Source organism: Pandoraea apista, assembly GCF_001465595.2.
Classification (GTDB): Bacteria; Pseudomonadota; Gammaproteobacteria; order Burkholderiales; family Burkholderiaceae; genus Pandoraea; species Pandoraea apista.
Genome location: NZ_CP013481.2, coordinates 2,821,766 through 2,833,828 on the forward strand (window position 1 = coordinate 2,821,766; position 12,063 = coordinate 2,833,828).

The following is a 12,063-nucleotide window of genomic DNA, read 5'->3' on the forward strand; positions in this document are numbered from 1 at the left end:
CGCGGGGCGAGCCGGGGAAATTCTGGCTCAACTTGCGGCGTTTGTCATTGTGCGGCGCCCCTGATGTCGTACCAGGCCTTTGTTCGATTGACGACACGCACCACGACAAGCATCAACGGCACTTCGACCAGTACGCCTACCACGGTCGCGAGTGCGGCGCCCGAGCGCAGGCCGAAGACACTGATGGCAGTGGCAACCGCCAACTCGAAGAAGTTGCTCGCCGCGATCAGGCTCGACGGTCCGGCGACACAATGTGCAACGCCAAGCCGGCGATTCAACGCGTAGGCGAGCCCGGCGTTGAACATCACCTGTACCGCGATGGGAACGGCGAGTAATCCGATGACTACGGGCTGTTCGATTATGACGTCGGCCTGAAAGGCGAAAAGCAGAACCAGTGTGGCGAGCAGGGCGGTTATGCCGCAAGGCGCAGCGGCCGCCGTCGCCCGGGTGAGTGCTTCATGGCTACGCCGGAGCAGTGCGCGACGCAAGCCCTGCGCAATTGCAACGGGGATCAGAATGTAGACGGCGACGGAGACCAGTAGCGTTTCCCACGGAATACTAATGGTCGACACGCCGAGCAACAGCGCCACAATGGGAGCGAAGGCAACCACCATAATGGCGTCGTTCAATGCGACTTGCGAGAGCGTGAAATAGGCGTCGCCTTTGCATAGTTGGGACCATACGAACACCATCGCCGTACACGGTGCGGCAGCGAGCAGGATCAGCCCCGCAACGTAGCTGTCCAACTGATCTGGGGGCAGCCATGCAGCGAACGCATGACGGATGAACAACCACGCCAGCAACGCCATCGAGAATGGCTTGACCAGCCAATTCACCGCCAGGGTCACACCGACGCTGCGCCAATGCTCTGCGACGCGGCGTAGCGCCCCGAAGTCGATCTTCACGAGCATCGGCACGATCATGATCCAAATCAACACCGCCACGACGATGTTGACGTGAGCGAGCTCGAACTGGGAGATAAGCACGATATGGGCCGGCGCGACATGCCCGATGAGCACGCCCGCCACCATACAGAGCAGTACCCAGACCGATAGGTATCGCTCGAAAGCGCCCATGCCGGCTGCCTTTTCGGGCTTCGCCGCCGACGGATCGGTGTAGCGAACGGAATCGTTCAAGTCATTCATTACGCCTCCTCGGCGCTAAGCCGGTCGCCGATTGCCTGAAGTTGCTTCCGTGTCGCGACCGGGTCCAGCGTTTCCCAGGGAAGACCCAGGAGCAACTCGATGCGTGCGCGAAGTTGCAGATAGGTCTGGAAAAACGCCTTGCGAATCTCGTCCGGCGGGCCCTGTGTCTGCGACGGATCGGGCACCCCCCAATGGGCCACGGCGGGATGGCCGGGCCAGATGGGGCAGGCCTCGCCTGCGGCGTTGTCGCAAACGGTCAAGATGAAATCGATACGCGGTGCACCGGCCCGCGCGAATTCGTCCCATGACTTGCTGCGCAGTGCCGAGGTGTCTGTCCCGCGCGAGGCCAGCAACTCGAGCGCGTAAGGGTTGGGTTGACCGGCAGGCTGGCTACCGGCGCTGAAAGCGACAAACCGATTGGCACCCAGGTCGTTGAGAATGGCCTCGGCCAGAATCGAGCGAGCTGAGTTATGCGTGCAGAGGAACAGCACGTGGCACCTGGCGATGTCAGCTTGTATCATAATGCAAAGGTTCTGGAAATATAGAAATATGGAATCCGTGTAAACCACGGGGTCATCGACGACATGCAAACTACCTTGAACGATACCGACGCCGTCAAAGCGCTTGCCGCACTGGCGCAGGGCAGCCGCCTTGCCGTATTCCGGCTGCTGGTCGTTGCCGGGCCCGAAGGGCTTCGTGTGGGCAACATCGCCGAGACGCTCGGGCTTGCCAATGCCACCTTGTCATTTCATCTGAAGGAATTGGCCAACGCCGGCCTGATCTCGTCGCGACAGGAGGGGCGTTACATCTACTACGCCCCGGCCATCGACAAGATGAACGCGTTGATCGCCTTTCTCACCGAGAACTGCTGTCAAGGCGTGCCGGGACTCTGCGAACCGGCGTCGCCCCGGAAGTGCTGATCTGATCTCAGAAATGCCTTTTCGGCCGAACACCTATCCGACGACACGGCCTCACGCTATCTGTTTGATATTTCCAATAATATGGAATATTTAGGCCGTGTGCAAGGGGCTCCTTACGAGGACGGGAGCTTTTGGGGGGGGGCGCATCACTCCCCATGCGTCACGAGGAAATGTCTGACGTCGATGCGCTGTTCCTCGAACGCCGCCTCGCAATACTGGAGATACAGGCGCCAGGTTCGCACGAACGTGTCGTCGAAGCCTTGGGCGCGCACGGTGTCGATCTGGGATTCGAAGGCCTCGTGCCAAAGTCGCAGCGTTCTCGCGTAATCCCGTCCAAAGCTCAAGGTTTGGGAAGCACTCATGCCGCTGTCTCGAGACGCCCTCACAAAGCGCTCCGCGCTGGGCAGCATGCCGCCGGGGAAGATGTACTCACGGATGAAGTCGCTCGACGTGCGGTAGGCGTCGAAGGCGTTGTCGTCGATGGTGATCGATTGAATGAGGGCCCGGCCGCCGGGGAGCAGGCGAGACTTGAGCACGGAGAAGAACGTCGGCCAATAGGCTTCGCCCACCGCTTCGAACATTTCGATGGAGACAATGGCGGCAAATTGGCCCTGTACGTCGCGGTAGTCAGTTAGCGAAATCTCAGCCAGATGACCCAATGTCTCGGCGTCGATGCGTGATTTGGCGATCGCGTATTGGGCCTGCGAAATGGTGATGCCATGTACGGCAATCCCTTGCCGGGCAGCATGCAGCGCAAAGCCGCCCCAGCCACAGCCGATTTCCAGCACGCGGTCACCGGCGCGAAGCCCCAGAGTGTCGATGATCCGCTGGTATTTTGCGTGCTGTGCGTCGGCGAGCGAGCGTTGATCGTCGCCCTCGAACCACGCGCTGGAATACGTCCATGTCTTGTCGAGCCAGAGGCTGTAGAACGCATTACCCAGGTCGTAATGCGCGTGAATGTTGCGCCGGCTGCCTGTGCGGGAGTTGGCGCGAAGGCGATGTCGCAATTGATACCAGAGGCTCGCGATCCGCGAGCCCTCCGCAGTCTTGGCGACCGACGGAAGATTCCGTATCGCCAGTCGAATCAGCGCCACCAGGTCCGGGGAGTCGACCCATCCGGCTCGATACGCTTCTGCGAAGCCGATATCGCCGGCGTGCAATATCCGGCGGCAGGCGCGCCAATCGCGCACGTGAAGCGTGGCGTGCGGCAGGCTATGGGAATCGCCGAACGCATGCACGGTGCCATCGGGACAAACCAATGTCAGATGGCCGCTACGAATCCGGCGCAACAGGGTAAGTAACAGACGCGCCCAGATCGGCACAACGGCGTGCGGCGAGAATAGTCGGAGCGGAATCATGGGTGGATCTCCCGATCGGAGGACGTTGGGTGGTGAGGTGTTGCTGCCGACAGTGCGGGCGGGGTCTTGCCATAGAAAGGCACACGCTTTACCCAGAGCCGCAATGCCTGCCAGTGGATTCTGATGACGACGTTCAGCGCATTGAAGGGCTGAGACAGGACAGCCCGAAACACGCGAGCGCCGGTGAAAGGTTCTGCACGCATCGCGATCGCTGTACGCAGCACCAGCGTGTCGCCGACCCGATAGTCGATGGCGACCGACCACGCCGCGCCTTCCCGACGAACGCGAAATTCATACTGACCCTCCACGTCGCAAAACGGAGAGACATGGAACACCTTGCGGCAAACGAGCCGGGTATTGCCGTGAATCGCGACATGCCCGGGGGCGCTGAGCAAATACCCGTGATGTTGTCCGAACGTGTTGCGCACGTCTGCATACAGCGCGCGCAGGTTTCCTTCGCGGTCGTGGCAATACCAGAAACTCACGGGGTTAAATGCGAAACCCGCCATACGGGGAATCGTCTGCAACCAGATCTCGCCGTTGGCCGGGATGCCGGCTTCCGCGAGACGTTCGCGCATCCACGCCGAGAGGGCGCTTCCGTCGCGCGGCCCGTAGTCGCGTGATTGCACGCAGAGCGCCCGAGTCCGATCCATGGCGAACCAACGGCCGTGCAGCCTCTCGGCACGGCCGACGTTACAGGCGATCTGAAACATCGGGTACGCGAACGCATGCCGCACGGGATGCAGGCGCTCATGGGTGACACGGCCGCGCAACAACCAGATGGCCGCCGGTTCGGAGGCCGGAGGAGACGCCGGCATGTCTGTGCGACTCATAGCTTCGCCCATGCCGGCAAGACATCGAAGTCGGCGGCAACCCGTAACGCGGATTTCAGGCCGTCTTCATGGAAACCGTAACCCGTCCATGCGCCCGCGAACCACGTGCGCCTTTGGCCCTGTAGCTCGGGCAGGTGCGATTGGGCGTCGACCGCCGCAAGATCGAGAAGCGGGTGGTCGTAGGCATAGCGGCCCAGCACCGTATGTGGCGCGGGTTCCTCCACGGGGTTGAGCGTGACGATCACGGGCGAGGCGAAGGGCAGCGCCTGAAGCTGGTTGATCAGATAGCTCACACATACGGGACGCTGCGTGTCGGCGATCCGGCCGCCACGGCTGACGTAGTTCCATGCCGACCAGACACGGCGGCGGCGTGGCAGCAGCGTCGTGTCCGTGTGCAGCACGGCGCTGTTCGGCTGATAGCGAACCGCGCCGAGAATGCGTTGCTCTGCCGGGCTGACGTCGCTCAGCAGTCGCAGGCTGTCCGGCGCATGCCCGGCGAGCACGACAGCATCGAAGCGTTGTGACTGGCCGTCGCCGAACGATAGCGTGACGCCTTGCGCATCGCGCGACACCCGATGCACCGGCGTTCGCAGGCGGACATCGCCGAGCGTGGCAACCATGCGGCGAACGTAGTCGCGTCCGCCGCCGGCGACCGTTTTCCACTGGGGGCGATGACGGATCTGGAGCAGTGCGTGATTCAGGCAGAAGCGAAGGAATGTCGCGGCAGGAAAGTGCAGAATATCGGCCGCCCGGCTTGACCAGATGGCGGCAGCCATCGGCAGGAGATAGTGGTCCTGAAACGGTTGTCCGTAACCGTTGGCCAGCAGCAAGTCGCCCACGGATTGACGTTGGCTGACGGCGTCGCGCAAATGCGCGTGTGCCGTCGCGTTAAAGCGCAGCACGTCGCGCAACATGCCCAGAAAGCTCGGGGAATAAAGGTTGCGGCGTTGTGCGAACACCGTGTTGAGGTTCGTTCCGGCCCACTCGAGCGCGCCGCCGTCGACCGACACCGAGAACGACATATCGCTTGCGACGGCGCTCACGCCGAGTTCGTCGAACAAGGCAACCAGATTGGGGTAGGTGCGGTCATTGAAGACCAGAAACCCGGTATCGACGGGGGCGTGAAGCCCTTCGAGCGAAACATCGACGGTGTTCGTATGGCCGCCGGCGTAACCCGTTGCCTCGAACAGCGTCACTTGATGCTTGCGTGCAAGCAGGTAGGCGCTGGCGAGTCCGGCGATACCCGAGCCCACGACGGCAACGCGCTGCCCCGGCGGCAGCGCCAAGGTCGACGCGTTCATTGGCGCCCCCCTACGGATGGGTTTCGAACGAAGAGGTAATGGCCGACACCCCATTCGCGGCCATGGGCATAGCCGAAGAGTTCGGCAACGGCCATATAGAACATGCGCCACCGCTGAAACTGAACGCGTGCCTGAGCGCCATATCCGGCTTCCAGAATCGGCAGCGTCTGGGCGCGCGAGGCATCGAGCGCCGCCAACCAGTCGTTGGCCGTGCGCTCGTAATGACGACCGTCGAGCCACCACCGGTTCACAACGCGGAGATCGTCCTGAAAATGCAGAAGCAGGTCCGCACTGGGCATGGTGCCGCCGGTGAAGAAGTGCCGCGACATCCAGTCGGTGCCGTCGCGGTTCTGGAAGAGGTAGGCCACATGGCGATGGGCGAAAAGGTGGACGAAGAGCTTTCCGTCGTCCTTCAGCCAGCGTGCAATCTTGCCGAGCAATGCGCCGTAGTTCTTCATGTGCTCGAACATTTCGATGGACAGCACGCGGTCGAATTCGCCCGGAACGGTGTCATCGAACTCGAAGTCGGCCACATTCCCGGTCACGATACGCAGATTGGAAAGCCCCCGACGCGAGGCTGCGGATTCGATGTAACGGCGCTGACCGTGGGAGTTCGACAGTCCTACGATCTGCGCGTGCGGGTATCGCGCAGCAAGCCAGAGCGAGAGCGAGCCCCATCCGCAGCCGAGATCGAGGATGCGTTGGCCGTCGGCAATCTCGGCGCGCTGCGCGTAGAGCTCGAGCATGGCCTGCTCGGCCTGCGAAAGGGTTTCGTTGCCGTTCGGGTAATAGCAACATGAGTACTTCATTGCCGGTCCGAGGTGCTCGATAAAGAAGTCGCTCGGCACTTCGTAATGCTGGGCGTTGGCGGCGTGGGTGTCGACGGCAATCGGGCTGGCGCGAAGGTCGTTCACCAGGGCAGCAAGCGCTTCGGCACTTCGCTCGGGATCATGCGCGTGCGCCTCGCGCAGCCGTTGGCGCATCAGCATGCGCATGGCTGCACGCAGGACTACGTCCGGTACGAAGCCGCGTTCGCAGAGGCGGATCAGTCCTGTTTCGTCTGGCACGGCGGTGCGCACGGCGGGCGGTTGCGTCAGGGATACGGTCATGGTGTCGGGCTCCTGGCTTCGACGTTTGCGGTTCATGACAACGATGTCTCGGCCGCCTTCTTCGGCGGCCAAGGGATCAAAGCACTGGTGGTCTGCATATAGGTCTTGTAGCCGGGGCGGGATTGCATGAGATGGGCTTCGAGCAACGGAATACCCGATACCCTGAGCAGCAGCCACGCCATGAGCAACGGTGAGAAGAGCGTGATCCATGCCCACGGTGTGCCAAAGGCCAGCACCGGGTACACGCACCAGTGCAGGCATTCGAAGAAATAATTGGGATGACGCGAATACCGCCACCACCCGATCTGGCAAACCTGACCGCGATGGGCTGGCGCGCTGGTAAAGCGTCGAAGCTGGCGATCGGCCGAGGCTTCGCCCGTGACGGCGGCCAGCCAGACAAGCGCGGCGATCACAACGGCAAGCGGGGCCGGCGAATGCTGGCTGAACGCAGGTACGAAGAACGCCGTGGCTAACAGCAAGGCAATGACACCCTGCAACTGGAAGAACCAGAACATGTTGCGATCGGCGTGAACCCCCCATTGCTCGCGGAATTGCCGATAGCGCGCATCTTCCGGATGCCCATAGTTGCGACGCCAGAGGTGCGCCGCCAGCCGCAGGCCCCAGAGGCCGCCCGCGACCCCGACGAAGAGCCGGTTGGCAGCGTGACCTCCACCGAGCGATGCCGCCAGTACTGCCACGCCCGCGAGCGTGGCTGCCCAGACCGGGTCGACCATGCCCGCATTGCGTGTTCGCCGCTGGTAGTCCCATGCGGCGAGCATGGCAACGCAGGTTCCAGCAAAGGCGATGATGACGACGACGGCAGACGGCATGCGGACTCCGGCAGGTTTGGTACGCGATGGCGATATATACGGAGGCCGTGCGCGATCGGATGCAAAGGTCGAATAAATATTCGACGGGGCGGGGCGGGGGATGGGGGACGGGAGATCGGGACGACGGAAATGAAGAAGGGGTTGCCCAACGAATGGACAACCCCTTCAGAGATAACGACTACGGAAGCCGCCGGGTGCGATCAGGCAGGACGGATCGCGCCGGTCGCCACCACTGGCCCGGTCGGCTGACCGGTGGGCGAACCGCCAGGCGGCTCGACGGACACGGCAAGCACGGCGTTGGTGCCCATCTGCGCGAGGATTTCCGGCGATAGCGTCATAGACGCCGGCTGGTCTGCCGGGAATACCCCAAGCGCAATGGGCTTTGCGTCAGGTGGTATCAGCCACAGTTCAGTAGCGCGTCCCGCAGCGATGACCGGCTTGTCTGCCGGCACCACCACCATGCTCGCGCGGCGCGTGTCGACCGTTGCGGTCCAGTGGGCCACGCCGTCCTGCCGCGCGATGGTCGCCACCATATACGGGCTGGTCACGGCCGTGGGCTGTTCCGCTTGCCTCAGTGCGCCGAAGTTGACGGCAAGCAGCACCAGTGCGGCAACGCCTGCCCCGATCCCCAAGCCGCGCCAGAGGCGCAAATTGTTCCACCACGAGGCAGGCGCCGATGCGGCAGGCCGGGCAGCCCGGCCGTTGAGCGAGATGCCGAGATCGCGCTGAATGCGTTGCCACACGCGAGGGGGCGGCTCGACAGGTGGGACATCTTCTGCCAATGGCGCAACGCGGGCCTGCCATTGATGCAGACTGGCCTGCAAACGCGGATTCTCATTGGCGTCTTGCTCCAGCGCACGCCGTTCGGTGGCGTCCAATACCCCGAGAGCGTATTCGGCGCAGCGCAGTTCGTCGTCTTGGTTGGCGGGCGTATTCATTGATCGAGACACACCTTCAATTGCATCAGGCTGCGACGAATCCAGCTTTTCATCGTCCCCAGCGGCACGCTCAGACGGCTGGCCAGTTCGCTGTAGGACGCGCCGCTGAAAAAGGCTTCGCGCACCACGCCGCGCTGCTGCGGCTCAAGGCGCTGCATGCACTCCTCCAGCCGTTGCCGTGCTTCGGAGGCTTCGGCAAGGGCGGCTGGGGTGGGATCGTCGGACGGGATGGTATAGGCATCCGATTCGTCGAGGGGCGATTCGCGATGCTCGCGCAAGCGGTCGATAGTGCGGTTGCGTGCCAGCGCGATCAGCCAGGTCATGGCGCTGCCCCGCGCCGGGTCGAAGGCGCTGGCTCGGCGCCAGACATTCACGAAAACGTCCTGAAGCAGATCCTCCGCCTCGGCACGGTCGCGGATCATGCGCAGGATTACGCCGAACACCCGCGCGGAGGTCAGCCGGTAAAGCGTGGCAAACGCGTCGCGATCCTCTTGACCGACCGCTGATAGCGTGCGGTTCAAGGAGTCGCGAAATTCGGTGTCGGCCGTTGTGTCGCTTGAGCGCTGAGCACCTGAGAATTGGTTTTGGTCAGTGCTTTCGGGCAAGTCGTTCATTCGGACGAGGCCGTGGCGTAGGCCTGAGCGTTGAGGTTCCGCGCAATATAGCATCTCCAACGCGGCAAAGGGCGTTGAGTCAGGCGCAGAACGGTGCGCGCGCGGCACAGGGCGGTGTTGAACGGCTGTCATGGCGGGAGATACGGATGACGTTGCCGATCGGATGCAGAACCGCGAGGTGAATTGCAAATGCAATTGTTGCGTGGCATGATCACCGGCAAATGAATTGCAAATGCAATTGTTCGTGAGGGTGCGTTGCCGCATCCCCATTTCCCCCCAACGAGTTTGAAGAAGGACGGGCCCAATGGGAATTCAGCTTTACGGTTTTTGGCGATCGAATGCCGCATTTCGCGTGCGCGTTGCGCTTGCGTTGAAACAACTTCCTTTCGAGGAAATCGAGGTCGACCTTTTGGCCGGGCATCAATTCGATGCCGACTATGCCGAGGTGAACGCCGAGCGCGTGGTGCCGACATTGGTTTACAACGGTCATCGAGTCTTCCAGTCGCTCGCGATCATGGAGTACCTCGACGAGATTCACCCGTCGCCGCGGCTGATGCCGGACAGCGCTGAAGATCGCGCCTATGCCCGAGCCATGGCCCTTGTGTCGGTTGCGGACGCCCACCCGCTCGTGGTGCCGCGCGTTCGCAAACATCTCGCCGAGACTTTTGGCGCCGATGCGAATGCTATCGAAGCATGGTGCCGGCATTGGGCGGAGGAAGGGCTGGCAACCTATGAGCGCATGCTCGTGAAACGTCCGGCGGCTCCCTTTGCGTTGGGGGCGTCGCTCTCGGTCGCCGACATCTGCATTGCGGGTCAGAAGATCATTGCGGATCTTCATCGTCTGGATATCGAGGCGTTTCCGAACGTTGCCGCACTGATGAAGCGATGCTTCGAATTGCCGGCGTTCGCGCAAGCGCATCCGTTCGAGCAAGCCGGATATCCGCGCTAAGCGTTTCGTTGGCACCGTAAACAGCGGGGGTCGTGCGCGCCTGCGAATGGTGCGCGCGCCTTGCATTGGTGCGAAATATGCCCCATCGGGAGGGCTTGCTCATTGGACATTCGTGCACGCTTTCGGCGCAATAGCGGGGTAACGCCTTTGGCCACGGGCGTTGGCACGAAACTTGAATTGCTCCACGCAGACTTGTACACAAGAAGGAGTACCAAATGCGTGGATGGACCATCGGCGATTGGCTGGCAGCCTACAGAGATGGCGCGACCCCGAGTTCGTTACTCACCGAATGGCGTCGGACACTGAACAAACCGGATGCCGCCTGGATTTCGGTCGTCTCCGAAGTCGTGCTGGCAGCGCAACTGGGGGCGCTGACCGATCGTCTGGCAGCCGCCGGCGGCGACCTTCGCCAGTTTCCGCTGTATGGCGTGCCGTTCGCGGTGAAGGACAACATCGATGTCGCGGGCTTCGAGACGACCGCAGGCTGCCCAGCGTTTGCTTACGCGCCCGACAAAAGCGCGACGGTCGTTGCCCGTCTCGTTGCAGCGGGCGCTATCGTCATGGGCAAGACCAATCTGGATCAGTTCGCCACGGGTCTGGTCGGCGTGCGCTCGCCGTATGGCATTCCCGCCAATGCGTTCGATCCGGCTTACATCAGCGGTGGATCGAGTTCCGGCTCGGCATCGGTGGTCGCGCGGGGGCTCGTGCCTTTCTCGCTGGGCACCGATACGGCCGGGTCGGGCCGCGTGCCTGCCGGTCTGAACAATATCGTCGGTATCAAGCCCACGCGTGGCGCGCTCAGCAATACCGGGGTGGTGCCTGCGTGCCGCACGCTCGACTGTGTCTCCGTGTTCGCGAGCACCGTCCCCGACGCCACCCGTGTCTACGACGTGGCTGCTGCACTGGACCTGACGGACGGACTCTCGCGCGAGGCGCCCCGATCGGCGTTGTCGTGGCGCATGCCCGATACCCCCCGGCTGGCGATCCCCGCCGCCCCCGAGTTTTACGGCGACAAGCTCGCCGAGCAGGCGTTTGCGGAAACCGTCGCAACGATGCAGTCGCGCGGTGCCGTGTGTGTGCCGGTCGACTTCTCATTGTTCGACGAAGTGACGGCGTTGCTCTACGACGGCGCCTGGGTGGCGGAACGTTATGCCGCCATTCGCAACTTCGCGCAAACGAATGAGGCGGATATTCACCCGGTGGTGCGAGACATCATCTTCAAGGCAAAACAGTTCTCGGCCGCCGACGCGTTCGACGATGCCTATCGGCTCGCCGATCTCAAGCGCAAGGCCGACGCGCTACTCGCCGGTTTCGATGCATTGCTCGTGCCCACTGCACCGACGCACTACCGGATCGACGAATTGCTGAGCGATCCCGTACGGTTGAACACTCGGCAAGGGAAGTACACCAACTTCGTGAACCTGCTGGACTGGAGTGCGGTAGCCGTGCCGGCCTGCCTGCGAAGCGACGGCCTGCCGTTCGGCATAACCTTGATTGCCGACGCGTGGCGTGAGCGGGCGTTATGCGAGTATGCCGCGCGGTGGCACGAAGCGACCGGGCTGCCGCGCGGTGCGACAGGCTTGCCGGTGCCTGAGCGCCTCGCGTCCGACACACATGCACCGGTGCCGCAGGAAGGGATCGAGGGCGACGTGATTCGTGTCGCGGTCGTTGGTGCGCACCTGCGTGGCATGCCGCTCAATCACGAGTTGACGTCGCGCAATGCGCGCTTCGTCGAGGCAACCACCACCCAATCGACCTACCGGCTCTATGCGCTGGCAAACACCACGCCGCCGAAGCCGGGGCTCGTGCGCGGCGACGACGGCCGTGCCATCCATGTGGAGTTGTGGGATGTTCCCGCCGCCGCGTTCGGCACGTTTGTGGCGGGCGTTCCTGCGCCACTCGGCATCGGCACACTGGAACTGGCCGATGGCCAGTGGGTGAAGGGTTTCATCTGCGAGCCGTTTGCCATTCGCGACGCCATGGACATTACCGAATTCGGCGGCTGGGCCGCCTACCAGCAATCGCTGCGTGCCGCCACGCCCAACATTCGCTAACGCCGGGACCCC

At 62.8% G+C, this 12,063-nt stretch carries 12 protein-coding genes; 3 read left to right on the forward strand and 9 right to left on the reverse strand.

All coding sequences use genetic code 11. The features are described 5' to 3' along the window. Positions 1–44: 44 nt before the first annotated feature. Entirely contained in the window at positions 45–1,145 is a 1,101-nt protein-coding gene (gene arsB, locus AT395_RS13035) for an ACR3 family arsenite efflux transporter (RefSeq protein WP_048629416.1), read from the reverse strand. Next, on the reverse strand, positions 1,145–1,666 hold the full coding sequence (locus AT395_RS13040) for an arsenate reductase ArsC (protein ID WP_048629417.1): 522 nt from the start codon (positions 1,664–1,666) through the stop codon (positions 1,145–1,147). Before AT395_RS13040 ends, arsB begins: the two co-directional genes overlap by 1 nt. 75 nt (positions 1,667–1,741) lie before the next feature. Between AT395_RS13040 and AT395_RS13045 the strand changes: the two genes are divergently transcribed. Next, positions 1,742–2,065, forward strand: coding sequence for an ArsR/SmtB family transcription factor (locus AT395_RS13045; RefSeq protein ID WP_172417070.1), 324 nt, complete (start codon positions 1,742–1,744; stop codon positions 2,063–2,065). Positions 2,066–2,211: 146 nt separating this feature from the next. On the opposite strand, the gene AT395_RS13050 is transcribed toward AT395_RS13045, so the two are convergent. The 7 genes from AT395_RS13050 to AT395_RS13080 all read right to left on the reverse strand — a co-directional run bounded on the left by AT395_RS13050 (position 2,212) and on the right by AT395_RS13080 (position 9,048). Further along, positions 2,212–3,423: an SAM-dependent methyltransferase gene (locus AT395_RS13050; protein WP_048629418.1), complete on the reverse strand. Its 1,212-nt coding sequence runs from the start codon at positions 3,421–3,423 to the stop codon at positions 2,212–2,214. Further along, positions 3,420–4,256: a DUF1365 domain-containing protein gene (locus AT395_RS13055; protein ID WP_053086393.1), complete on the reverse strand. Its 837-nt coding sequence runs from the start codon at positions 4,254–4,256 to the stop codon at positions 3,420–3,422. The genes AT395_RS13050 and AT395_RS13055 overlap by 4 nt, the downstream gene beginning before the upstream one ends. Further along, the gene (locus AT395_RS13060; RefSeq protein WP_048629420.1) at positions 4,253–5,557 is read right to left on the reverse strand and encodes an NAD(P)/FAD-dependent oxidoreductase; all 1,305 of its coding nucleotides are present in this window, start codon (positions 5,555–5,557) and stop codon (positions 4,253–4,255) included. Before AT395_RS13060 ends, AT395_RS13055 begins: the two co-directional genes overlap by 4 nt. Continuing rightward, positions 5,554–6,666 carry an SAM-dependent methyltransferase gene (locus AT395_RS13065; protein WP_048629421.1) on the reverse strand — a complete coding sequence of 371 codons (1,113 nt, stop codon included), beginning with the start codon at positions 6,664–6,666 and terminating at the stop codon, positions 5,554–5,556. Before AT395_RS13065 ends, AT395_RS13060 begins: the two co-directional genes overlap by 4 nt. Before the next feature lie 32 nt (positions 6,667–6,698). Then, positions 6,699–7,496, reverse strand: a complete 798-nt coding sequence (locus AT395_RS13070) for a DUF1295 domain-containing protein (RefSeq protein ID WP_048629422.1) — start codon at positions 7,494–7,496, stop codon at positions 6,699–6,701. A 200-nt stretch (positions 7,497–7,696) separates the two neighbouring features. After that, entirely contained in the window at positions 7,697–8,434 is a 738-nt protein-coding gene (locus AT395_RS13075; RefSeq protein ID WP_048629423.1) for an anti-sigma factor, read from the reverse strand. Further along, positions 8,431–9,048 (reverse strand): sigma-70 family RNA polymerase sigma factor, encoded by a 618-nt coding sequence (locus tag AT395_RS13080; RefSeq protein ID WP_048629424.1) that lies wholly within the window; start codon positions 9,046–9,048, stop codon positions 8,431–8,433. The genes AT395_RS13075 and AT395_RS13080 overlap by 4 nt, the downstream gene beginning before the upstream one ends. A 304-nt stretch (positions 9,049–9,352) precedes the next feature. Between AT395_RS13080 and maiA the strand changes: the two genes are divergently transcribed. Both maiA and atzF read left to right on the forward strand, forming a co-directional pair. Continuing rightward, on the forward strand, positions 9,353–9,997 hold the full coding sequence (gene maiA, locus AT395_RS13085) for a maleylacetoacetate isomerase (protein ID WP_048629425.1): 645 nt from the start codon (positions 9,353–9,355) through the stop codon (positions 9,995–9,997). A gap of 215 nt (positions 9,998–10,212) precedes the next feature. After that, positions 10,213–12,051 carry an allophanate hydrolase gene (gene atzF, locus AT395_RS13090; RefSeq protein WP_058375200.1) on the forward strand — a complete coding sequence of 613 codons (1,839 nt, stop codon included), beginning with the start codon at positions 10,213–10,215 and terminating at the stop codon, positions 12,049–12,051. The last annotated feature ends 12 nt before the right edge of the window (positions 12,052–12,063 follow it).